General features: G+C 68.5%; 24 protein-coding genes. 13 read left to right on the forward strand and 11 right to left on the reverse strand.

Annotation, left to right across the window (positions count from 1 at the left end):
* Positions 1–37 precede the first annotated feature (37 nt).
* The gene (locus tag RQG82_RS03605; RefSeq protein ID WP_053095596.1) at positions 38–262 is read left to right on the forward strand and encodes a DUF3107 domain-containing protein; all 225 of its coding nucleotides are present in this window, start codon (positions 38–40) and stop codon (positions 260–262) included.
* A 7-nt stretch (positions 263–269) separates the two neighbouring features.
* A complete protein-coding gene (locus RQG82_RS03610; RefSeq protein ID WP_311257748.1) occupies positions 270–557 on the forward strand; it encodes a hypothetical protein in 288 nt (95 codons plus the stop codon).
* A gap of 10 nt (positions 558–567) precedes the next feature.
* On the opposite strand, the gene RQG82_RS03615 is transcribed toward RQG82_RS03610, so the two are convergent.
* The gene (locus RQG82_RS03615; protein ID WP_311257749.1) at positions 568–1,281 is read right to left on the reverse strand and encodes a ferritin-like fold-containing protein; all 714 of its coding nucleotides are present in this window, start codon (positions 1,279–1,281) and stop codon (positions 568–570) included.
* 167 nt (positions 1,282–1,448) lie between these two features.
* Here RQG82_RS03615 and RQG82_RS03620 point away from each other — a divergent pair, with 167 nt between their 5' ends.
* Positions 1,449–2,972, forward strand: a complete 1,524-nt coding sequence (locus RQG82_RS03620) for a DEAD/DEAH box helicase (RefSeq protein WP_311257750.1) — start codon at positions 1,449–1,451, stop codon at positions 2,970–2,972.
* A gap of 97 nt (positions 2,973–3,069) precedes the next feature.
* Here the strand turns inward: RQG82_RS03620 and RQG82_RS03625 are convergent, their stop codons facing one another.
* Positions 3,070–3,945, reverse strand: coding sequence for a PHP domain-containing protein (locus tag RQG82_RS03625; protein WP_311257751.1), 876 nt, complete (start codon positions 3,943–3,945; stop codon positions 3,070–3,072).
* Between the two features lie 88 nt (positions 3,946–4,033).
* Between RQG82_RS03625 and RQG82_RS03630 the strand changes: the two genes are divergently transcribed.
* Genes RQG82_RS03630 through RQG82_RS03640 form a run of 3 tightly spaced genes read left to right on the forward strand, consistent with a single transcriptional unit; the run spans position 4,034 to position 7,418 of the window.
* The gene (locus RQG82_RS03630; RefSeq protein WP_311257752.1) at positions 4,034–5,056 is read left to right on the forward strand and encodes an endonuclease/exonuclease/phosphatase family protein; all 1,023 of its coding nucleotides are present in this window, start codon (positions 4,034–4,036) and stop codon (positions 5,054–5,056) included.
* 37 nt (positions 5,057–5,093) lie between these two features.
* Positions 5,094–6,515 (forward strand): aminopeptidase P family protein, encoded by a 1,422-nt coding sequence (locus tag RQG82_RS03635; RefSeq protein WP_311257753.1) that lies wholly within the window; start codon positions 5,094–5,096, stop codon positions 6,513–6,515.
* Between the two features lie 9 nt (positions 6,516–6,524).
* A complete protein-coding gene (locus tag RQG82_RS03640) occupies positions 6,525–7,418 on the forward strand; it encodes a phosphotransferase (RefSeq protein ID WP_311257754.1) in 894 nt (297 codons plus the stop codon).
* Positions 7,419–7,508: 90 nt separating this feature from the next.
* On the opposite strand, the gene RQG82_RS03645 is transcribed toward RQG82_RS03640, so the two are convergent.
* From RQG82_RS03645 to RQG82_RS03660, 4 genes are read right to left on the reverse strand one after another with little or no spacing between them, the layout of a single operon-like run.
* On the reverse strand, positions 7,509–8,246 hold the full coding sequence (locus RQG82_RS03645; RefSeq protein WP_311257755.1) for a metallophosphoesterase family protein: 738 nt from the start codon (positions 8,244–8,246) through the stop codon (positions 7,509–7,511).
* A 12-nt stretch (positions 8,247–8,258) separates the two neighbouring features.
* Positions 8,259–8,909, reverse strand: coding sequence for an alpha/beta family hydrolase (locus RQG82_RS03650; protein WP_311257756.1), 651 nt, complete (start codon positions 8,907–8,909; stop codon positions 8,259–8,261).
* Positions 8,909–9,679 carry a DUF4870 domain-containing protein gene (locus tag RQG82_RS03655; RefSeq protein ID WP_311257757.1) on the reverse strand — a complete coding sequence of 257 codons (771 nt, stop codon included), beginning with the start codon at positions 9,677–9,679 and terminating at the stop codon, positions 8,909–8,911. The genes RQG82_RS03650 and RQG82_RS03655 overlap by 1 nt, the downstream gene beginning before the upstream one ends.
* The gene (locus RQG82_RS03660; RefSeq protein WP_311257758.1) at positions 9,679–10,431 is read right to left on the reverse strand and encodes a general stress protein; all 753 of its coding nucleotides are present in this window, start codon (positions 10,429–10,431) and stop codon (positions 9,679–9,681) included. The genes RQG82_RS03655 and RQG82_RS03660 overlap by 1 nt, the downstream gene beginning before the upstream one ends.
* 100 nt (positions 10,432–10,531) lie before the next feature.
* On the opposite strand from RQG82_RS03660, the gene RQG82_RS03665 reads away from it, so the two are divergent.
* Genes RQG82_RS03665 through RQG82_RS03680 form a run of 4 tightly spaced genes read left to right on the forward strand, consistent with a single transcriptional unit; the run spans position 10,532 to position 13,935 of the window.
* The gene (locus RQG82_RS03665; RefSeq protein ID WP_311257759.1) at positions 10,532–11,800 is read left to right on the forward strand and encodes a magnesium transporter MgtE N-terminal domain-containing protein; all 1,269 of its coding nucleotides are present in this window, start codon (positions 10,532–10,534) and stop codon (positions 11,798–11,800) included.
* Entirely contained in the window at positions 11,800–12,339 is a 540-nt protein-coding gene (locus tag RQG82_RS03670) for a DUF1003 domain-containing protein (protein WP_311257760.1), read from the forward strand. Before RQG82_RS03665 ends, RQG82_RS03670 begins: the two co-directional genes overlap by 1 nt.
* Positions 12,336–13,454: an Mrp/NBP35 family ATP-binding protein gene (locus RQG82_RS03675; protein WP_311257761.1), complete on the forward strand. Its 1,119-nt coding sequence runs from the start codon at positions 12,336–12,338 to the stop codon at positions 13,452–13,454. Before RQG82_RS03670 ends, RQG82_RS03675 begins: the two co-directional genes overlap by 4 nt.
* A 7-nt stretch (positions 13,455–13,461) precedes the next feature.
* The gene (locus RQG82_RS03680) at positions 13,462–13,935 is read left to right on the forward strand and encodes a YcxB family protein (protein WP_311257762.1); all 474 of its coding nucleotides are present in this window, start codon (positions 13,462–13,464) and stop codon (positions 13,933–13,935) included.
* Between the two features lie 6 nt (positions 13,936–13,941).
* Here RQG82_RS03680 and RQG82_RS03685 read toward each other — a convergent pair whose 3' ends face one another.
* Both RQG82_RS03685 and RQG82_RS03690 read right to left on the reverse strand, forming a co-directional pair.
* A complete protein-coding gene (locus RQG82_RS03685; protein ID WP_311257763.1) occupies positions 13,942–14,514 on the reverse strand; it encodes a hypothetical protein in 573 nt (190 codons plus the stop codon).
* 41 nt (positions 14,515–14,555) lie between these two features.
* A complete protein-coding gene (locus RQG82_RS03690) occupies positions 14,556–14,942 on the reverse strand; it encodes a translocase (RefSeq protein ID WP_042541994.1) in 387 nt (128 codons plus the stop codon).
* Positions 14,943–15,031: 89 nt separating this feature from the next.
* Between RQG82_RS03690 and RQG82_RS03695 the strand changes: the two genes are divergently transcribed.
* Positions 15,032–15,667, forward strand: a complete 636-nt coding sequence (locus tag RQG82_RS03695) for a class I SAM-dependent methyltransferase (protein ID WP_311257764.1) — start codon at positions 15,032–15,034, stop codon at positions 15,665–15,667.
* 90 nt (positions 15,668–15,757) lie between these two features.
* Here RQG82_RS03695 and RQG82_RS03700 read toward each other — a convergent pair whose 3' ends face one another.
* The 3 genes from RQG82_RS03700 to dapE form a co-directional block, all read right to left on the reverse strand.
* The gene (locus RQG82_RS03700; protein WP_079112537.1) at positions 15,758–15,931 is read right to left on the reverse strand and encodes a DUF3117 domain-containing protein; all 174 of its coding nucleotides are present in this window, start codon (positions 15,929–15,931) and stop codon (positions 15,758–15,760) included.
* Positions 15,932–16,027: 96 nt separating this feature from the next.
* A complete protein-coding gene (locus tag RQG82_RS03705) occupies positions 16,028–17,245 on the reverse strand; it encodes a hypothetical protein (protein ID WP_311257765.1) in 1,218 nt (405 codons plus the stop codon).
* The gene (gene dapE / locus RQG82_RS03710) at positions 17,227–18,300 is read right to left on the reverse strand and encodes a succinyl-diaminopimelate desuccinylase (protein WP_311257766.1); all 1,074 of its coding nucleotides are present in this window, start codon (positions 18,298–18,300) and stop codon (positions 17,227–17,229) included. Before dapE ends, RQG82_RS03705 begins: the two co-directional genes overlap by 19 nt.
* Positions 18,301–18,365: 65 nt before the next feature.
* On the opposite strand from dapE, the gene dapD reads away from it, so the two are divergent.
* Both dapD and RQG82_RS03720 read left to right on the forward strand, forming a co-directional pair.
* A complete protein-coding gene (gene dapD, locus RQG82_RS03715) occupies positions 18,366–19,319 on the forward strand; it encodes a 2,3,4,5-tetrahydropyridine-2,6-dicarboxylate N-succinyltransferase (protein ID WP_311257767.1) in 954 nt (317 codons plus the stop codon).
* Between the two features lie 227 nt (positions 19,320–19,546).
* The gene (locus RQG82_RS03720) at positions 19,547–20,965 is read left to right on the forward strand and encodes a DEAD/DEAH box helicase (RefSeq protein ID WP_311257768.1); all 1,419 of its coding nucleotides are present in this window, start codon (positions 19,547–19,549) and stop codon (positions 20,963–20,965) included.
* Positions 20,966–20,972 lie beyond the last annotated feature (7 nt).

The following is a 20,972-nucleotide window of genomic DNA, read 5'->3' on the forward strand; positions in this document are numbered from 1 at the left end:
CGACCACAGCATCGTCGACTGGAAAACAGGAGTACGCGTGGAAATCCGCATCGGCATCATCAACACCGGCCGCGAGCTCAGCTTCGAGACCGCTTCGAGCGCGGACGAGGTCCGCACGCAGGTCTCCTCAGCTCTCGAGCAGAACACCTCTCACCTGAGCTTCGCCGATGTGAAGGGCAACTCCTACCTGGTTCCGACCGCGAACCTGGCCTACATCGAGCTCGGCACCGAGGAGTCTCGTCGCGTCGGCTTCTTCGCCTGACGCCACGATGTACATCCTCCTCGCTCTCATCGGAGCGTGCGTGCTCGGCATCGCGGCCCACTACATGATCGGTGGCCGCGAGCTGCGCGGGGTCGCCCTGACTCCCGCGATCGCCACCGCCCTCGCCGCGCTCTTCTACACGGGCCTGCAGTGGCTCGGCGTCGGAGAGGGCAGCATCTGGCTGTGGCTCGCGAGCGTCGTCGGCTCGGTCGTCATCGCGGCAGGCCTGACGGTCGCGATCGTCGCGTCGCGCCGCCGGTCCGACGCGTCGGCCAAGGCCGCACTCGGCATCTGAGCCGCTCCGTCTAAGAGGCCAGACCCATCGCATCCATGCGGCGGGCGTGAGCTCCCATGAGTTCGGTGTAGACCAGCTCGACACGGTCTTCGCTCATGGCGGCGAGCTCGGGCTGACGCAAGGCCGAACGACACACGAGGATCGTGTCGCCGACCAGGCGGCGCGCCCACATCGACAGGAGTGATCGCCACTCGCCGTCGCCGTCGATGGTCTCCTGGATGATCGCGACGATCTCATGACGGGCGTCGTCCTCACCCAGGATCGCCGCCACCCGCTCTCCGGTCTCGCCGTAGCTCGATGCGAGCGCGAAGTAGAAGTCGTCCAGCATGCCTGCGGTGATGTAGACCGCCAGCAGCGTCTCCCTCGGACGCGCCCCGATCGTCTTGCGACGGAACGCATCGAGATTCTCGCGGAACGGGAGCATGAGCTGCGTCGGGTCGTCACCGCGCTCGGCGATCAGGTCGACGATGGCCCTGTGCTTCGTGAGCGCGGCACCGGCCGCACGAGACAGGGATTCCTTCTCGGAGAGCTCAGGCGTCGCCCTGATCAGTCGAGTGAGCGTCTCGAAGTACCCCAGCTGCAGGTACGCGGCCTGGCCGAGGAATCGTGGCAGCTCCGGCGCGAGTTCGGCGAAGTCGACACGCGTCGCCGTGCCTTGATCCCCGCGACTGCGCAACGTCAGTGTGCGCCGGGGCGTCCTACGCTTCCAGAACCAGTTCACCACGGGGTTCACAATACTCGGACGAGAGGGTCCTTCCGGGCGCCGCCACCCCCTCGGGTAGGCTGTCGGTGTCCCCGCCGTCGGAGTGGGGCCCGCGCCTGTGGCACAAAGACGGCGTGGATCCGTGAACGTGGCGATCTTCGCAGGTCGCCGGACAGGCAATCTGAACATTGACAACCTTCGCTGATCTCGGAATCGATCAGGACATCATCGACGCACTCGCCTCCAAGGGCATCGTCGACGCATTCCCCATCCAGGAGCAGACCATCCCCCTCGGCCTTCCCGGCCAGGACATCATCGGCCAGGCCAAGACCGGCACCGGCAAGACGTTCGGGTTCGGCATCCCCGTCGTGCAGCGACTGGGGCTGAACCCCGAGCACGGCGTCAAGGCGCTCATCGTCGTTCCCACCCGCGAGCTCGCGGTGCAGGTGTACGAAGACATCGACCTGCTCACCAGCAACCGCCCCACGAGCGTCGTCGCGATCTACGGTGGCAAGGCCTACGAGGGTCAGATCGACCAGCTCAAGGCCGGCGCGCAGATCGTCGTCGGCACGCCCGGTCGTCTGATCGACCTCGCCGGCCAGCGTCTGCTCGACCTGTCGAACGCGACCGAGGTCGTGCTCGACGAGGCCGACAAGATGCTCGACCTCGGCTTCCTCGCCGACATCGAGAAGATCTTCCAGAAGGTCCCCTCGGTGCGTCACACGCAGCTGTTCTCGGCGACCATGCCCGGCCCGATCGTCGCGCTCGCTCGCCGGTTCATGTCGAACCCGATCCACATCCGGGCGAGCGACCCCGATGAGGGCCTCACCCAGGCGAACATCAAGCACCTCGTCTACCGGGCGCACTCGCTCGACAAGGACGAGATCATCGCCCGCATCCTGCAGGCCGAGGGTCGCGGCAAGACGGTCATCTTCACGCGCACCAAGCGTGCCGCGCAGCGTCTGGTCGACGAGCTCAGCGACCGTGGATTCAACGTCGGCGGCGTGCACGGCGACATGGGTCAGGATCAGCGCGAGCGCTCGATGGCGGCCTTCAAGGCCGGCAAGCGCGACGTGCTCGTCGCGACCGACGTGGCCGCCCGAGGCATCGACGTCGACGACGTCACCCACGTGATCAACCACACCATCCCCGACGAGGACAAGACGTACCTGCACCGCGTCGGGCGCACAGGGCGCGCGGGCAAGACCGGCATCGCCGTGACGTTCGTCGACTGGGAAGACCTGCACAAGTGGGCGCTGATCAACCGAGCCCTCGAGTTCGGCCAGCCCGACCCCACCGAGACGTACTCGTCGAGCCCGCACCTGTTCGAAGACCTCGACATCCCCGCCGGCACGAAGGGCCGTCTGGTCTCGGCGCCGAAGACGCAGTCGGTGAAGACCGAGCGGGCTCCGCGCCCCGAGCGCGCAGCAGACGTGGCAGCAGAGGGCACGGACGAGGGCGGCACCCGTCGCCGTCGGCGTCGTCGGGGCGGTTCGACCCCGGTGGGTTCCACGTTCGCAGAAGGCGCTTCCGAGGCACCTGCCGACGACTCGCAGTCCACGCCGTCAGCCGACCGCAGCGCCGAGGGCGCCGGCACCCATGACGGCGCAGGCAAGGAGCACCACGACGGCAAGCCGGCTCCGGCGCGTCGTCGCCGTCGCCGTCGCGGAGGTTCGGGCGGCACGGGAGCAGCCCCGGTCTCCGGATCCTGATCGACCTCAGAGGGGGCGGATGCTGCAGCAGCGGCATCCGCCCCCTCTGCTGTGCCGCCTGAGCGATCCCAGTACGCGACCGGCGGAACGCCCGACGTCAGGCGTAGCGCGGCGCGGTTCCGGTCGCGCGCTCGATGAGCCGCTGCACCATCTCGTCCGAGGTCGTGTTCTCGCCCGGCAGGTTCGGTTTTCCGGTGCCGTGGTAATCGCTCGAGCCGGTGATGATCAGATCGTGCTTCGCCGCGATCGCATGCAGCGCCTTCTTGCCCGATGCGGTGTTCTCACGGTGATCGATCTCGAAACCGCCCAAGCCTGCGGCGATCAGCTGCTCGATGAAATGCAGGGGCATCATGTGGTCGCGTCCCACCGTCGCGGGGTGCGCGATGATCGCCACTCCTCCGGCGTCGGTGATCAGACGCACCGCGGTGAGCGGGTCCGGCGCGTAGTGCGGTTCGTAGTAGCCCTCGCGCGGGTGCAGGATCCCGTCGAAAGCCTCGGTACGATCGCGGACGATCCCTCGTGCGACGAGAGCGTCGGCGATGTGCGGGCGTCCGACCGTCGCGTCGAGGGTGGTCTGGGCGAGGACGTCGTCCCAGTCGAGGTCGTAATCGCGACCGATGCTGCGGACGATCCTCTCGGCTCGGCCGATCCGATCGCCGCGGATCCGATCGGTCTCGGCTCTCAGCGCATCGTCGAGCGGGTCGAACAGGTAGCCGAGCACGTGCACACTGCGCCATTCGTGCTTCGCCGAGAGCTCCATGCCCGGGATGAACGTCATTCCCAGTTCGGCGGTTACCGCTGCCGCTTCATCCCACCCGGTGCTGCGGTCGTGGTCGGTCAGCGCCACGGTACGCAGGCCGTATGAGTGCGCCTGGCGCACGACCTCGGCAGGTGCCTCGGTGCCGTCCGAGTGGTTGGAGTGCATATGCAGGTCGGACGGACCGGCGAAACGGCGGGAGCGAGCGGAGGCCATGCTCCGAGCGTACCGACGACGGCGGACGCCGGTCGCGCCTGCCCGTCGCTCAAGGGACTTCACAGAGAGGACTTCTAGGCTGGAGGTGATGTTTCGACTACTGGGGATCCTCTTCACCGTGCTGCTCGCGATCGCGACGGCAGTCGTGGTGTGGCCACAGTTCTTCCGTCTCGAGCAGACCTTTCCGTTCGCCCAGATCGTCGCCGCCCGCGGGGTGGTACTCGCGGCGTTCCTGGTCATCGCCGCTCTGTCGCTGCTGCTCCTCCTCGCGAAGCCTTTGCGCGGCTTCGCGGCATCCGTCCTGATCGTCGCACTGCTCGGCGCGGGGGCCACGGGAGCCATCGGCGTCGTCCGCGGTTTCGGTGCGGACACCCTTCCCGAGGCGACGGATTCGAGCATCAGGGTGCTCACCTGGAACACCGCCGGCGACGAGGTGTCCGCCGAGGAGATCGCCCGGGAGATCCTCGATCGAGGCGCCGACATCGTCGCGCTGCCCGAGACCACGGAAGAGGTCGGCGAGCAGATCGCCGTGCTGCTGCGCGATCAGGAACACCCGATGTGGGTGCACCACGTGCAGTTCAAACCCGACGTCGTCGACGGCCCGAAGTCGTGGCACACGACAGTCCTCGTCTCCCCCGACCTCGGCGAGTACTCCGTGATCGCGTCGTCGGAGGACGGCTCGAACAACACCGGATCGGTGCCCAGCGCGGTGCTGATGCCGGTCGATGGCACGGGGCCCACGATCGTCGCCGTGCACGCCGTCGCGCCGCGGATGGAAGACATGGCTCAGTGGCAGAGCGACCTGCGCTGGATCGCCGACCAGTGCCCCGCGGGCGATTTCATCCTCGCCGGCGACTTCAACGCGACCATCGACCACATGGCCGGGCTCGGCGTCGAGGGCGGCGACATGGGCTACTGCCGCGACGCGGCGACCCGATCGGGCAACGGCTTCAGCGGAACCTGGCCGAGCTCGCTGCCGGCACTGCTGAGCACGCCGATCGACCACGTCATGGCGTCGCCCAGTTGGACGGCGACCGGATCGGTCGTGATCGGCGGCGGCGGTGGCAGCGATCACCGCGGCCTCGTCGTGCAGCTCGAGCCCGCAGGCTGACATCCCGCAGCCGTCACACAGGTGACAGACTGGTGGGATGAGCACCGCAGAACGCGACACGATCGCAGAGCCGACGACCGGGACTCCCGTCGAAGCCACGACCACGAACCGGAAGCAGCCCTTCCCCCGCGGCTTCCTCGACACGATCGCGACCGGATGGGCCGAGCGCCCCGAGTCGATCCCCGCGCCCCGCGCGCAGGCGCCGTTCGCCGCAGTACGCCGCGCCGCCGTCTCTGCCGCCTTCCCCGGCAAGCGTCTGGTCATTCCGGCCGGCTCGCTCAAGCAGCGCAGCAACGACACCGACTACCCGTACCGCGCCCATTCGGCCTTCGCACACCTCACCGGTTGGGCATCGGATGCCGAGCCGGACTCGATCCTCGTGTTCGAGCCGACCGATTCGGGCCACGACGTCACACTGTATTTCCGAGAGCGCGCGGACCGCACGACGACCGAGTTCTACGCGGACGCAACGGTCGGCGAGTTCTGGATCGGCCCTCGCCCCTCGCTCTCCGGGGTCGCCGCAGACCTCGATGTCGCGACTGAGCACCTCGAAGAGTTCTCGAGTGCTGAGGGCGAGCTCGTACTCGAAGATGACGATGACCTCACGCGGTTCGTCTCTGAGCTTCGTCTCGTCAAAGACGAGTACGAGATCGCCGAGATGCGCCGTGCCGTCGACATCACCGCGAAGGGCTTCGACGACGTCATCCGCTCGCTTCCCGAGGCGATCTCGCACGCTCGAGGCGAGCGCGTCGTCGAGGGTGTGTTCCACCGTCGCGCTCGGGAAGACGGCAATGGCGAGGGCTACGACACGATCGCCGCATCCGGTCCCCACGCGTGCTACCTGCACTGGACCCGCAACGACGGAACGGTCGTGCCCGGAGACCTGATCCTCGTGGATGCCGGCGTCGAGGCTGACAGCCTGTACACCGCGGACATCACCCGCACTCTCCCCGTCTCCGGAACCTTCAACGAGGTCCAGCGCCGGGTGTACGAGACGGTGCGCGAGGCTGCGGATGCCGCATTCGCCGCGGCCCGGATCGGCGTGCGCTTCCGCGAGGTCCACGAAGCCGCAATGCGCGTGATCGCCGCCCGGGTCGCCGAGTGGGGCCTGCTTCCCGTGACCGCGCAGGAAGCGCTGGACGCGGATGCCGGCGGACAGCACCGTCGCTACATGGTGCACGGCACGTCGCACCATCTGGGCATCGATGTGCACGACTGCGCTCAGGCTCGCCGAGAGATGTACTACGACGGCATCCTCGCCCCCGGCATGGTGTTCACGATCGAGCCCGGTCTCTACTTCCAGATCGACGACCTCACCGTGCCCGCGGAGTACCGCGGCATCGGCGTGCGCATCGAGGACGACATCCTGATGACTCAGGACGGTCCGGTCAATCTGTCTGCCGACATCCCGCGCACCGCCGACGAGGTCGAGGCCTGGATCGCGCGCGTCCAGAGCTGAACCCGCCGCATGCATGAGGGCGAGCTCGAACTCACCGAGGAGACCGCTGCGCGATTGATCGCGCAGCGGTTTCCCGCGCTCACCCACCTGCCGTTGCGTCGCGTCCGAGCGGCGGGCACAGTCAACACGATCATCCGGGTCGGGGACGATCTCGCGGCGCGCTTCCCGCTCGTCGGCGAATCGGAGGATGCTCTGGCCGCCGAGGCGGCGGCGATGGAAGAGCTCGCAGACGCCTGCATCGTGCCATCGCCCCGTCCTATCGGCATCGGCGCGGCGACGTCGGAGTATCCGTCGGCGTGGTCGATGCAGACATGGGTGCCGGGCGAGACAGCGGGCCATGACCTCCACGCGATATCCGATGCCCTGGCACTCGAGGTCGCCACGCTGGTCGCGTCGCTGCGGGCCGCGGATGTACGCGAACGCGAGTTCGACGGCCAGGGTCGTGGTGGCGTCCTCGCCGATCATGACGAGTGGGTCGCACTCTGCATCGAGAGAAGCGCTCACCTGGTCGATGCGGCTCACGTCCGGCGACTGTGGGGCGCCCTGCGCGACCTCCCGCGCTCCGGCCCGGACGTGATGAGCCACCGAGATCTCACCCCGTTCAACCTGCTGGTGTCGGGCGATCGCCTCGTGGGCGTTCTCGACGGCGGCGGCTTCGGCCCTGCAGATCGGGCACTCGACCTGGTCGCCGCCTGGCATCTGTTCGACGAGCCCCGCCGACGTATCGTGCGCGAGCAGCTCGGTACGTCGGATGTCGAGTGGCAGCGGGGCGCGGGGTGGGCGCTGCAGCAGGCGATGGGACTGGGCTGGTACTACGAGGACTCGAATCCTGCGATGAGCGCTCTCGGGCTGTCCACGGTGCGCCGGCTTCTCGACGACGCTGAGCTCACATCGCTCGGGTGAGCTCGAAACCGAGCCGTTCCAGCAGCCAGCCCCAGCTGCTCGAGACTTCATCGATGTCGGGCACCCAGATCTCGACGTGGTGCAGGCCCTTCACGATTGCCGCCCTCGGTAGACAGCCGTGCGGAGCTCGATCGACCACACATCGGCAGTCGGCATATCGAGTGACTCTGCAACAGAGATCTCGGCCTCCACATCGTATGGAACCCTGACGAATTGGATGCCGAAGGGATCGTCCGCCGATCCCCCGCCCTCGAGGATCACGTACGACGGAACGGGCGTGTCGAGCGGATTTCCGACGCTTCCGACGTTGAAGAGCGTGCGTCCGTCGTTCGACTCGATGTACGCGTCGTGGATGTCGGCGTACCCCACTACGTCGGGAACAGGACCGTAACCGGTCATCTCCGTCGCCTCGAACATCGCTGAGAACTGCTCGGGTGTGTGGTGGAAATGCACCCTGACGTGCGGGCTCTGAGCCGACGCGTGGAACAACCGGATCCGACGGCCGCTGAGCACCAGGTCTACGCTCTCGGGAAGCGCCGCGAGCCATGCCCTGCTCGACGGCGACAGCTCGTCGCGCCACCAGAGCATCTCCGGCGGTCCGTCGTCGGGGATCGCGGGGAGGAAGTCGTCCCAATTGCCGCGGACGTTCACCTCGCAGACCGCGCGGCAACGCTGCACCGCATCCTCGCCTCGCGGCCCTTTGCCCGCCGTGTCGCCGAGGTTGACGATGCGTGTGATCCCTCGGCGCCCGATGTCGGCGAGCACCGCATCGAGGGCGGTGAGGTTGCCATGCACATCCGAGATCAGGGCGATTCGTTCGAGACTCACCCTGCCATCGTGTCAGTGCTGCACGAACTCCGCGACAAGCGGTGCGAGCGACGCGCCGATCTCGGATGCGGGGCGCTTGCGCCCCTTCGCCTCGAAGGTGTGGCCGCCGCCCTCGATCCAGATGATGCGCGCGTCCTGACAGGTCGCGACGACCTCCTCGAACTGCGTCACCGGCTGGATGAACGGATCGTTCGTACCCTCGATGAACAGCTGCGGAACGCTGATCGCCGGAAGGTGCTCGGCGCGCGGCTTCTCCGGCTTGCCGGGCGCGTGCAGCGGGTATCCCAGGTAGGCGAGGCCGTCGACGGAGAGTCCCTGTGCGACGGCCATCGACGCCATCCGTCCGCCGTACGACTTGCCGGTCGCCCAGATGGCCGCATCCGGGTCCTGCTCGCGCGCGAAAGCGACCACCGCGTTCCAAGTCGCGATCGCATGCGTCGCCGGCCCTGGCATCCTGCGGCCCTGCTCGACGTACGGGAAGTTGAAGCGCAGCGTGGCGTGTCCACGCGAGGCGAGCTCTTCGGCGAAGCCCGTGAGAAAGGGGTGGTCTTTGCCGGTGCCCGCTCCGTGGGCGATGATCACGGTCGATCTGCTGTTCCCTGCTGACCAGTCCGCGGAGACGGTGGTCGGTCCGGCGGGCAGATCGACGAGGATCCCGACCATCAGGCGCGCAGGTAGGGAATCGCGAACGGTACGCGCATGGCCTTGCCGCTGGACGCCTTCACCATGCCCACGATCACGAGCACGAGGTGCAGCACCGACAGCGCGAAGTAGATCGTGATCGGGATGCCGATGGGGTAGAAACCGGTCGACGGAGAGTCAGCTGTGAGCGAGAACAGGATCACGAAGTGCGAGATGAGCAGGACCGTCGAGACCAGCAGATACGTGAGACCCCAGTTCGCAGCCGCTCGAGCGTTCTCACTCGCAACTCCGCCGAAGCGACGCGACGCTCCACCGCTGACCGCCATGGCGATCCCTGATGCGATTCCGCCCACGAAGGGGAACGGGACCAGGATCAGAAGGCCGAGAGCCCACGGGAGCAGGCCGCGCGGCGGCACGGCAGCGGGATAGGCGCCGGCGGGATAGCCCTGTACCGGATAGCCGGGTGCCGGGTACCCCTGCGGAGGAGGCGTCTGCGGCGGAGCGTATCCGACGGGCTGCTGAGGCGCCGACGCCTGATCGGGAGCCGCGGGCGGAGCGTATCCGAGTGGCTGCGGCGCAGGCTGCTGCGCATACCCCGGAGCCTGCGGCGGAGCGTATCCCGGAGACTGCGGCGCGGGCTGCTGCGCATACCCAGGTGCCTGCGGCGGTGTGTATCCATGCACGGGCGCCGGCGGCACCGGATTCTGCGCGGGAGGCGCTGGCGGAACCGGAGGCACCGCGGGGTGCGCAGGTGTCGCCGAGGAGTCGGGCTCGCGCTGTGCGTCGGACATCAGACGGTTCCCGCCGAGGTGGGCGGGAGGCCGGGCTTGCCGGGGTCGGGCGTGTCGATCGGAGGCGCGGTCGGGGGCGCGGACGGATCTGCGGGGCGCGGCGGAACCGTCGGCTCTTCGGGGGTGGCCTCAGGGCCGCCGAGCGGCGGGGTCGGTCCGGGTCCGGGAGTCGGGTCCGCGGGCGAGACGGGAGGCTCGGGGGCAGGGGCGGGCTGGCCCCCGGGGGCGATGCGCTCGCCGTACTTCGGCGGCTCGTCCAGGTCGACGGGCGCACGCACCGGCGCAGGCTTGGCGGCGCCCAGGGCGAGACGCGCCTTAGCGAGCGACGTCGTCTGCACGCGCACCTCGTAGTGGTCTGCGGCGAACTGCGTGACGCTGGCGAAGTCGCGACGTCGGCGCACGATCGCATACGTCACGAGGCTGAGGAGCATTCCGAGCGCGACGCCGATGAAGACGAACCCGACGAAGAGCTGGATCGGCACCTCGGGGTTGCCGATCACGAGGATCGCGGAGAGGAAGAGGCCGATGAGCACCCCGTTGATGGCTCCCGATCGAGCTGCGGCCGCATAGCCGAGGCGCCCGGTGATGCGCTCGACCGTCCGCACGCTCTGCCCGATGATCGCGATGTCTCGGGCCGGCACCTCCTGCGCGATCAGTTTCGACACCGTCTTCTGGGCGCCTTCGTAATCGCGAGTGGAGGCGACGATCTCGCCCTCATCGCGGCTGTCGGCTGGACGGTTCAGCATGCTCATCCCGCCATTGTTCCATGCCTTGTGTTGACAGGGCCGGGAGTGTGTCTTGCCGCGGCCCCGCCGGGGGCCGCGAGAGGACCCCGCGCACTACGCTGGACGAGTGAGCACACAACGGGTATTCGCCGCGCGCCTGGCAGGTTGCGCCGTCTTCGATCCCGTGGGCGACCGGCTCGGCAAAGTCCGAGATGTCGTCATCGTGTACCGAAGTACGGCTGCCCCGCGCGTCATCGGCCTCGTGGTCGAGATCCCCGGACGCAGACATGTGTTCCTCTCGATCGGACGAGTGACGTCGATCCGCGCCGGCCAGGTCATCAGCACCGGGCTCATCAACGTGCGCCGCTTCTCGCCTCGTGCCGGTGAGGTGCGGGTTCTCGCAGAGCTCCTCGGACGACGGGTCAGCCTCGTCGACGGCACAGGAACCGCAGTGATCGAAGATGTCGCGATCGAGCCGAACCGTCTGGGTGAGTGGGCCGTCAGCCAGCTCTTCCTCCGCCGCCCGAAGACCAGCGCGTCGCCGTTCGCCAAGGGCCCGACGACCTTCGCCGCCTGGAGCGAGGTCGCCGAGCAGCACTCGCCCGGCGAGGCGCAGTCGGCCGAGCAGCTCGTCGCCTCCTACTCCGAGCTGCATGCCGCCGACCTCGCGAACACCCTGCTCGACCTGCCGCAGCAGCGCATGATCGAGGTCGCGGAGGAGCTCTCGGACGATCGCCTCGCCGACGCTCTCGAGGAGATGCCGGAAGACGACCAGGTGCACATCCTCGATCGCCTCGGCGACGAGCGAGCCGCCGACATCCTCGACCAGATGGAGCCGGACGACGCCGCCGACCTGCTCGCTCAGCTTCCGCCGAATCGCCTCGAGCAGCTGCTCGAGCTGATGGAGCCGGAAGAGGCAGAGGACGTCAGGATGCTGCTGCGTTACGGCCCTGACACGGCCGGTGGTCTCATGACGCCCGAGCCGATCATCCTCTCCGCCGACGCGACCGTGGCCGAGGCGCTGGCCCTCATCCGACGTCATGAGCTGCACCCCGCCCTTGCTGCAGCCGTGTTCGTGACCCTGCCGCCCTTCGAGACGCCGACCGGCCGACTGCTCGGCATGGTGCACTTCCAGAGGATGCTGCGCTACCCGCCGCACGAGCGTCTCGGGGCGATCATGGACGACAGCCTCGACCCTGTGCGCGTCACCGCATCGGCGGCCGAGGTGGCCAGGATGCTCGCGAGCTACGACCTGGTCTCGCTTCCGGTGATCGACGCCGCTCATCGTCTGGTCGGCGCCATCAGCATCGACGACGTCCTCGACTATCTGCTGCCCGATGACTGGCGCACGCATGACAGTGACGAGCCGACGACCACCCCGAAGGAGGTGCGCTGATGCCCCGCTCCCGCTCACCTCGGCTCGACGCCCCTCTGGGCCGCGGCACCCCTCGGCAGCGCCCGACGTCGCGCGACCGCTTCGGCCGTTTCACCGAATGGGTCGCCCGTGCCATGGGCACCCCGGCATTCCTGCTCATCCTCACTCTGTTCTGCGTGCTCTGGATCTGCTGGAACACCCTGCTGCCCGATCACCTGCGCTTCGACGACGCAGCCCTCGGCTTCACGGCCCTCACCCTGATGCTCTCGCTGCAGGCGTCGTACGCGGCCCCGCTGATCCTCCTCGCGCAGAACCGCCAGGATGACCGCGACCGCGTGCAGATCGAGCAGGATCGCCAGCGTGCCGAGCGCAACCTCGCCGACACCGAGTACCTCGCGCGGGAGATCGTCGCACTGCGCATGTCGCTCGAAGAGCGCACCAATCAGGTCGTGACCCGCGATGTGCTGCGCCAGGAGCTCAAATCGCTGCTCGCCGAGCTCGGCGAGCACGACGATGAGCCGAACGAGCGACGCGCGCGCGGCCGCTCCTCGTCATCATGAGCTCGGTTGACTCCGTGAGAGCGGCCGTCGCCGCTGTCACCGACCCCGAGCTGCGCAGACCCATCGGCGATCTCGACATGGTCAGGGAGATCGGTGTCGACGGAGCACACGCGCACGTCGCGATCGTGCTGACGATCGTCGGCTGTCCCGCAGCTGCCCGCATCGAATCCGATGTGCGTGCCGCCGCCGCATCGGTGCCCGGCATCACCGAGGTGGATGTCGAGGTCGGAGTGATGACGCCGTCCGAGCGCAAGGCGCTCACCGAGAAGCTGCGTGACGGGCGGCCTGCTCGCCAGATGCCCTTCGGACCCGACTCGCTCACACGGGTGATCCTCGTCTCGAGTGGCAAGGGCGGCGTGGGCAAGTCCACCGTCACGGCGAACCTCGCGGTCGCGCTGGCTGCTCAGGGGCTCTCGGTCGGCCTCGTCGACGCCGATGTGCACGGCTTCTCGATCCCTGGGCTCCTCGGCATCCCTGCGGGAACACAGCCCACTCGCATCGACGACCTCATGCTTCCGCCCGTCGCCCACGGCGTGAAGACCATCTCGATCGGCATGTTCCTCCGTGACGGCGAGGCTGTGGTCGCCTGGCGCGGACCGATGCTGCACCGCACCGTGCAGCAGTTCCTCACAGACGTGTTCTTCGGCGACCTCGACATCCTGCTGATCGACATGCCTCCCGGCACCGGCGACATCGCCATCTCGATCGGACAGCTGCTTCCGCACGCCGAGGTGCTGGTCGTCACGACGCCGCAGGCGGCGGCATCGGACGTCGCGATCCGCAGCGGACTGGTCGCCCGCCAGACCGGGCAGCGGGTGATCGGCGTGGTCGAGAACATGGGAGCCCTCACGCTTGCGGACGGCACCGTGGTCGATCTGTTCGGTTCCGGAGGCGGCGCTGCCGTGGCCAGCGCACTCTCCGAGACGCAGCCCGTGCCGCTGCTCGCATCGATCCCCCTCAGTCCCGCGCTGCGGGCAGGAGGCGACGACGGAGTGCCCGTGGTACTCAGCGACCCCGAGGACACGGCCGCCGTCGCGATCCGCGAGCTCGCAGGCTCCCTCGCCACTCAGGGGCGCGGCCTCGCCGGCCGTTCGCTGCCCATGACCCTGGGCTAGGACGATCGTGGCTCTCACCGTCGACGAGAAGCTGCTGCGGGGCATGGCACGCGACGCCGCGATCTACGCCCTCACCCGCCCCGTCGCGATCGTGATGTGGATCGCCCTCGTCGCGGCGCTGGTCGTCAGCATCCTCAATCTCACCGCTGCGCCCGGCGCCCAGGGACTGTCGGGTCTGCTGCCCGTCGCGAGCATCGCCCTCATGGTCTACGCGGTCGTCATGACGATCGTCGGCGCCAGACGCGCCGTCCGCGCCGCCACGCCTCCCGGCAGCGCCGTGTGGCTTCGGCTCGACGACAGCGCTCTGCACGTCGGTGCCGGCAGTCGATCGTCGGACATCGCCTACAGCACCTTCCAGAGCGTGCGTGCGGGCAGACATGCCGTGCTCTTCAAGCTCCGCGGGGCGTCTGCGATCACCGCGATCCCGCGTGCGCTGCTGTCCGACGACGACATCGCGATGCTCCGGTCGAGGATCGGCTGACCGCGATCAGGTCGGGGTCGCCCTCGGCGCGCGGCGGGTGATCAGGCGCCTCAGCAGGATCACCAGCGGCAGAAGCACGGCGAGCGGTGGACACATCACCGCTCCGAGAGCGAGCAGAGTCCCCACCGCGAAGTCGTTGCCGCCGGTGCGGCCGAGTCCGATGCTGCCGTCGCCGATCGAGTCGCCGGCGACGAGGAATCGACCGTTGTACGTGTCGAGCGAATCCCGGCACTCCACCAGGTGAGTGCCCGCCTCGACCGCGGTGACCTGGACGGACTGGGCGAACCCGGGCCGCGGCGTCATCCACCACAGCACATCGTCCCAGCTCACCGCGGATGCGCCCCGCTGAGGACGCTCGGCGCCGTCAGGGCCGATGACGGTGCAGTCCATGGTGCCGAGCGTGGCGGATATCCCGCTGGTCCAGATGCCCACTCGCGACCCGGCGTCGAGCTCGACGGCCATCGTCTCCCCGATCGGGACATCCTCGGCGGCGTCGATCGACCGCACGATCGGCAGCACCCACAGGGTCCAGATGAGGATTCCGGTCACGGCGCAGATCGCGGCCGCGACGAACGCCATCCGGTCTCTGCGTCGGAGCCGACTCGGGTCGACCGTCCGCGTCACGTGGCTTCGGGATCGAACGGCGGCGGACTCGCCACCGAGAACTCCGGTCGCACCCGCGGCGTCCGCACCGGCTTCACCGTGGGCTCTGCCACGACCGCCTCCGCCCTGGCCGGCCCGGGCGCCGCATCGTCTTCGAAGAGAGCGTCGCGGATGATGCGTCTGGGGTCGTACTGCCGAGGATCGAGCTTGCGCCAGTCGACGTCGTCGATGTCCGGGCCCATCTCGTCGCGGACGCGCGATTTGGTGTCGCGGAGGAACTCGCCGGCACGCCGAGCGAGCTTCGCGACGCTCTCGGCATAGCGGGGCAGCCGCTCCGGTCCGATGAGCAGCGCAGCGATCAGACCGATGAGCAGCAGCTTCTCGAAGGTGATCCCGAACTGCATGTGTCCAGGCTACCGCCGCGCCTGCCGTTGTGCCGCGCACCGAGCGCATACCCTGGGAGAACACATATCTCAGTCGGGAGAATCAGTCAATGAGCGAGAACGATGCGAACGCACGTTTCATCCGCGAGTCGATCGTGGAGCCTTCGCCGATCGCCCGCGCGCGTGCGCACGCCATCGAACTCGGCGCGTCGCCGATCAGCGCGGCCGTCGGCTCGCAGATCGCCGTGCTGGCCGCCGCGACAGGCGCCAGGTCGATCGTCGAGATCGGCACCGGAGCCGGTGTCTCGGGCCTCTGGCTGCTGAGAGGGGCGCCACAGGCTGTGCTGACCTCGATCGACAACGAACCGGAGCATCTGGCCGCGGCTCGTCAGGCGTTCTCCGAAGCTCGAGTCCCCGCGACGAAGGCTCGTTTCATCACAGGTCGCGCCGCCGATGTGCTGCCGCGCATGAACGAAGCGTCATACGACATCGTGCTCGTCGATGCAGACCCCGAGAACGTCATCGACTATGTCGAGCACGGGCTGCGGTTGGTGCGCACCGGCGGAATGGTGCTGGTCCCCCGTGTTCTCGGAGGCGGTCGTGTGGCCGATCCCGTGCAGCGCGACGAAGTGACGTCGGCCTATCGCTCGCTCGTGCAGGAGACCCAGGAGTCGTCAGCGGTGCTCGCGACCGTCTCGGCCTCCGGCGAAGGCCTCCTGCAGCTGATCAGCGTCGGCGAGGCCTGATCCGCCGACACCCCAGACAGACGGAAGAGGGCGACGGATCGATGATCCGTCGCCCTCTTCGTGAATCCGCGTGCGCGAATTCGAGTTCTCTCAGGCGGGCTTCACGACGGCTGCCAGCACGTCGTGGAGTTCCTTCGCCTCTGCGTCGTTGACGGAGACGACCAGACGGCCGCCTCCTTCGAGCGGGACGCGCACGATGATGAGTCGTCCTTCTTTTACGGCCTCCATGGGTCCGTCTCCGGTCCTCGGCTTCATCGCTGCCATCGTGGGCTCCTTTTCCTCCGGTGGTATGCGATCAGTTTATCGGGTGTTACCGGAACCTGGATGTCCCCTATGAAGAAATGCATCAAGCCTTAACATTCACGGCACCTGCCAGAACGTGTTCCCGAGGGCGTAGATGTGGTAAATCCAGAGCCATTGACCCAGCAGGCAGACCATCAGAACCCCGAGTCGCCAGACGCGTGAGCGCGGCACGGCGAGCGCTCCCCAGGCTGGACTCAACGGCAGCAGCAGTCGGAAGGTACTCGACTGGGGGAAGAAGACGGCGAGCAGATAGAGAAGGTAACTCGCGCTCCAGAGCCTCAGGTCGGGACCGAGCGCGCGCACCTGAGGCAGGTAGAGCAGAGCAGCACCGGCGGCGACGACGAGGAGCGCGAGTGCGACCGGGCCCCATCCTCCGGGGAGCCCCCACTGCGCGAACCAGAACTGGGACGCCTGGATCCAGCCTTCGAACGGCACGAAACCGTCGACACCGCCGACCAGCCAGTTCCTGCGCCAGGCGAGCTCGGTCGCGAGATACGCGCCGGGGTCTCCGGTGACGAAACCCGCGATGACCTGCCACGAGAAGCCGGCGACCGTGGCGAGCGCGCCGAGCGTCACGATGTGCACGATCTCCCGCGGGGCGAAGGGGTCATCTCTGCGGCGCAACCAGCGGAGGATGCCGTGCAGACCGAGATAGAGCGCGAATGCGAGGATCCCTGGTCTGGTGAAGGCCATGACGGGGATGAGCAGATAGAGCCAGACGTAGTTCCTGCGCACCGTGGCGTCGAGCGCCAGGAAGAGCAGGAGGAGGAACAGCGTCTCGGCGTATCCGACCTGGAACATCGCCGCGATCGGGCCCGAGGCGAAGAACACGACCGACCACATCGTCGCGCGTGCGCCGATGCGGTCGCGCAGCAGTCGGTGCAGCGCGAGACAGGCGAAGTAGCCCGCCGCGAACGACAGGAGGAAGGCACCCATCCCCCATGAGCCGAACACGAACCCGACCGTCTTGGCGGCGAAGGCGAACACCGGCATGAACGCCCAGGCGTTCTCTGCGACCTCACCGGACTCAGTGAGAGGAAGAGAAGACGGATACCCCTCTTCGGCGACGAGCCAGTACCACTGCGCATCCCAGCCGACGATGAAATCGGCGAGCCCCGGCTCTGCCCCGAACCTCGACAGAGACGTCGACAGCGTCGCCGCCGCGATCATCATCGCGGTCGTCACGGCGCGGGCCGCGAGGTAGATCAGGGCGATCCGCAGCGCCAGCGGCGCACCCGCCCACCGGCGGGTCGCGGTCAGCGCGAACTGAGCCATGCGCGCAGTCCTCGCTCGACGGCGTCGATCTGCGCGAGTGGAACGCGCTCCTCGTCATGGTGGGCGAGGTGCGGGTCTCCCGGTCCGTAGTTCACGGCGGGGATGCCGAGGGCCGAGAAGCGTGCGACATCCGTCCATCCGTACTTGGGACGCGGCTCGGCGCCGACGGCAGCCACGAAGTCTCGGGCGATCGGCGCATCGAGACCGGGCCTCGCGCCTTCGGCGGCGTCGGTGATCTCGACGTCGAAGCCGGCAAGGAGGTTGCGGATGTGCGCTTCGGCATCCGCCGCCGACTTGCTCGGCGCGAACCGGTAGTTCACCTCGACCTCGCACGCATCGGGTATCACGTTGCCCGCGACCCCTCCGGTGATCCTGACGGCACTCATGCTCTCGCGATAGAGCAGTCCGTCGACAGGGATCTCCTTCGCACGATACTCGGCCAGACGCGCGAGGATCGGGGCGGCCCGATGGATGGCGTTCTCGCCTATCCAGGCACGGGCTGCGTGCGCACGCACACCCGTGGTGCGCACGATCGCACGCATCGTGCCGTTGCAGCCACCCTCGACCTCACCGTTCGACGGCTCGCCGAGGATCGCGAAGTCGGCCCGGAAGAGGTCCGGCCGAACGGCGGCAAGAAGCGCGAGTCCGTTCTTCGACGCCTCGACCTCCTCGTTGTCGTACCACATCCAGGTGATGTCGACGGCGGGCTCGGTGAGCTCGGCAGCGAGCTTCAGCTGCACCGCGGTGCCGCTCTTCATGTCGACGGTTCCGCGGCCCCACAGGTGCGCGACTCCGTCGATCTCGATGTCCTTCGTCGGCACGTTGCCGTTGATGGGCACGGTGTCGATGTGTCCGGCGATCGCCACCCGCTGAGCGCGTCCGAGGTCGGTGCGCGCGACGATCGTGTTGCCGTGGCGGATCACCTCGAGATGCGAGTACACGGAGATCGCCTCCTCGATGGCATCCGCGAGCGTCTTCTCGTCACCCGAGACACTCGGGATGTCGCAGATCGCGCGGGTGAGGTCGACAGAGGACGCTGTCAGATCGAGCATCATGCACCCAGCCTACTTACCCCGACATCTGTGCGATCGTCCGCGCCCGCTCGCGATACCGTTGAGGCATGACTGAGGCGCGCACCGTGTGGGGTACCGGACTTTCGACGATCGCGGGCGACGGCACTGTTCTCGACGCCTGGTTCCCCGAGCTGACGGCCGTCGCGCCCAGCGCCGGAGAGGCAGCCGCCGCCCTCGCCGCGCTCGAGCCCCTCGCCGGTGCCGACGAGCGCCGCAACGTCGTGATCGAGACGGTGCAGCTGCAGATCGATCTGGATGCCGCTCCGACGTCGACCGCTGATGCCTACCTGCGACTGCACGCGCTCTCGCACCTCCTGGTGCGACCGAACGAGCTCAACCTCGACGGCATCTTCGCCCACCTGCCGAACGTGGCCTGGACCAACGCCGGCCCCGTGCATCCCGATGACGCCGCACGACTTCGCCCCCTGCTCCAGCGGGCAGGGATCCAGGTGCAGGGGCTCGACAAGTTCCCCCGGCTCACCGACTACGTTCAGCCCGCCGGTGTGCGCATCGCCGACGCCTCGCGCGTCCGCCTCGGCGCCCACCTCTCCCCCGGCACGACCGTCATGCACGAGGGCTTCGTGAACTTCAACGCGGGCACGCTGGGCGCGTCGATGGTCGAGGGACGCATCTCCCAGGGAGTCGTGGTCGGCGACGGCAGCGACATCGGCGGCGGCTCGTCGATCATGGGCACGCTCTCGGGCGGGGGTTCGCACCGCGTCTCGATCGGATCCCGCACGCTGTTGGGTGCCAACGCGGGAATCGGCATCTCGCTCGGCGACGACTGTGTCGTGGAAGCCGGGCTCTACGTGACGGCGGGCACCAAGATCGTGCTCCTCGACGGCCCGGCGACCCCCGACGGGGGCAGGAAGACCGTCAAGGGTGCCGAGCTGTCGGGTCAAGACGGCCTGCTGTTCCGCCGCAACTCGCTCAGCGGAGCAGTCGAGGCCGTGCGGCGCGCGGGTGTCGGCGTCACACTCAACGAGGCTCTCCACGCCTGACCGACGCGCTGAGCGGGAGCGCGTCCCAGGCTTCTCCTCCTGACGCGTGATAGTGTCGAACCGACGATCCTCGCTATGCGAGACGTCTGCGTCGTCGACACGCTCCCGCGCCACTTGCCTGGTTCTGGCCATTTCGAACGGCGAAACGATGCGCGATCCCGCGCCGTCGCCCACCCTTCCGCACCCGGCCCGTTGGTACGTGCGTGCATTTTCACGGAGATACCCCTATGACTTCCTTCCTCGATCTCGGCGTGCCCGCCGACCTCGCCGCCGTCCTCACCAAGGACGGCAAGACCGAGGCGTTCGCGATTCAGCGCGACACGCTTCCCGATTCCCTCGCCGGTCGAGACCTGCTCGGCCGCGGCCGCACCGGCAGCGGCAAGACGATCGCGTTCGCGCTCCCCCTCGTCGCCCGCCTCTCCGCGTCTTCGCGCAGCAGCCGCCCCGGCCACCCGCGTGGTCTCGTGCTCGCACCGACCAGGGAGCTCGCGACTCAGATCGCAGCGACCATCGCGCCGCTCGCCGAGGCCAAGGGCCTGCGCGTCACGACCGTCTTCGGCGGCGTCAGCCAGCGCCCGCAGGAGCAGGCGATGCGCAGCGGCGTCGACATCGTCGTCGCGTGCCCCGGCCGCCTGGAAGACCTGATGAAGCAGCGGGTCGTACAGCTCGACGCCGTCGAGGTCACCGTCCTCGACGAGGCCGACCACATGGCCGACCTCGGGTTCCTCCCGGGCGTCACCCGCATCCTCACCGCCACTCCTGCCGGCGGCCAGCGTCTGCTCTTCAGCGCGACCCTCGACCGCGGCATCGACACGCTCGCCCGCCGCTTCCTCTCGAACGCCGTCAGCCACGAGGTCGACGAAGAGAGCGTGCCCGTCGGCGAGATGACCCACCGCGTGCTGGTCGTCGACTCGACCGACAACAAGACCGAGCTCGTGCGCGAGCTCGCGTCCGGCACCGGCCGACGCATCCTCTTCACCCGCACGAAGCACCAGGCCAAGAAGCTCGCGAAGCAGCTCACCGCAGCCGGAATCCCGGCCGTCGACCTGCACGGCAACCTGTCGCAGAATGCGCGTGAGCGCAACCTCGGCGCCTTCTCGTCAGCTCCCGAGGACGGCGGCGTGCGCGTCCTCGTCGCCACCGACGTCGCCGCACGTGGAGTGCACGTCGACAACGTCGATCTCGTCGTCCACGTCGACCCGCCCATGGAGCACAAGGCGTACCTGCACCGTTCGGGTCGCACTGCTCGCGCCGGAGCCGCAGGAACCGTCGTCACGGTGGTTCTCCCCGAACAGCGCCGCGATGTGAAGGACCTCCTGCGCAAGGCCTCGATCACCGCCGCTCTGGAGCCCGTCACCACCGCCGCCGTCAGCGAGCTGGTTCCCGAGCGCGCCGCACACGTGCGTCCTGCTCCCATCCAGCAGCAGGCGCAGCGCCAGGCGCCCAAGCAGCGCCCGGCGGGCGGCGAGCGCAACTCGGCCGCCAACCCGCCGTCGCGTCGCAGCCGTCGTCCCCGCTCGGGCCAGGGCGGCCAGGGTGCGCCGGCAGCGCAGACGGATTCACGACAGGGTGGCCAGGGCGGATCTCGCCAGGGCGGTCAGTCCCGCAGCCAGGGTGGCCGTGGCTGGAGCTCGCAGGGCCGCTGACCTTCAG

Source organism: Microbacterium sp. WCS2018Hpa-9 (assembly GCF_031843745.1).
Lineage (GTDB): Bacteria > Actinomycetota > Actinomycetes > Actinomycetales > Microbacteriaceae > Microbacterium.

What these genes read in the sequence shown, in the direction of transcription:
- RQG82_RS03610 (WP_311257748.1), top strand. Translation starts at nt 270, where the DNA reads ATGTACATCCTCCTCGCTCTCATCGGAGCGTGCGTGCTCGGCATCGCG.
- RQG82_RS03625 (WP_311257751.1), bottom strand. Translation starts at nt 3,945, where the DNA reads ATGGCCTCCGCTCGCTCCCGCCGTTTCGCCGGTCCGTCCGACCTGCAT.
- RQG82_RS03630 (WP_311257752.1), top strand. Translation starts at nt 4,034, where the DNA reads ATGTTTCGACTACTGGGGATCCTCTTCACCGTGCTGCTCGCGATCGCG.
- RQG82_RS03635 (WP_311257753.1), top strand. Translation starts at nt 5,094, where the DNA reads ATGAGCACCGCAGAACGCGACACGATCGCAGAGCCGACGACCGGGACT.
- RQG82_RS03640 (WP_311257754.1), top strand. Translation starts at nt 6,525, where the DNA reads ATGCATGAGGGCGAGCTCGAACTCACCGAGGAGACCGCTGCGCGATTG.
- RQG82_RS03650 (WP_311257756.1), bottom strand. Translation starts at nt 8,909, where the DNA reads ATGGTCGGGATCCTCGTCGATCTGCCCGCCGGACCGACCACCGTCTCC.
- RQG82_RS03655 (WP_311257757.1), bottom strand. Translation starts at nt 9,679, where the DNA reads ATGTCCGACGCACAGCGCGAGCCCGACTCCTCGGCGACACCTGCGCAC.
- RQG82_RS03660 (WP_311257758.1), bottom strand. Translation starts at nt 10,431, where the DNA reads ATGAGCATGCTGAACCGTCCAGCCGACAGCCGCGATGAGGGCGAGATC.
- RQG82_RS03670 (WP_311257760.1), top strand. Translation starts at nt 11,800, where the DNA reads ATGCCCCGCTCCCGCTCACCTCGGCTCGACGCCCCTCTGGGCCGCGGC.
- RQG82_RS03675 (WP_311257761.1), top strand. Translation starts at nt 12,336, where the DNA reads ATGAGCTCGGTTGACTCCGTGAGAGCGGCCGTCGCCGCTGTCACCGAC.
- RQG82_RS03685 (WP_311257763.1), bottom strand. Translation starts at nt 14,514, where the DNA reads ATGGCGTTCGTCGCGGCCGCGATCTGCGCCGTGACCGGAATCCTCATC.
- RQG82_RS03690 (WP_042541994.1), bottom strand. Translation starts at nt 14,942, where the DNA reads ATGCAGTTCGGGATCACCTTCGAGAAGCTGCTGCTCATCGGTCTGATC.
- RQG82_RS03695 (WP_311257764.1), top strand. Translation starts at nt 15,032, where the DNA reads ATGAGCGAGAACGATGCGAACGCACGTTTCATCCGCGAGTCGATCGTG.
- RQG82_RS03700 (WP_079112537.1), bottom strand. Translation starts at nt 15,931, where the DNA reads ATGGCAGCGATGAAGCCGAGGACCGGAGACGGACCCATGGAGGCCGTA.
- RQG82_RS03705 (WP_311257765.1), bottom strand. Translation starts at nt 17,245, where the DNA reads ATGGCTCAGTTCGCGCTGACCGCGACCCGCCGGTGGGCGGGTGCGCCG.
- dapE (WP_311257766.1), bottom strand. Translation starts at nt 18,300, where the DNA reads ATGATGCTCGATCTGACAGCGTCCTCTGTCGACCTCACCCGCGCGATC.
- dapD (WP_311257767.1), top strand. Translation starts at nt 18,366, where the DNA reads ATGACTGAGGCGCGCACCGTGTGGGGTACCGGACTTTCGACGATCGCG.
- RQG82_RS03720 (WP_311257768.1), top strand. Translation starts at nt 19,547, where the DNA reads ATGACTTCCTTCCTCGATCTCGGCGTGCCCGCCGACCTCGCCGCCGTC.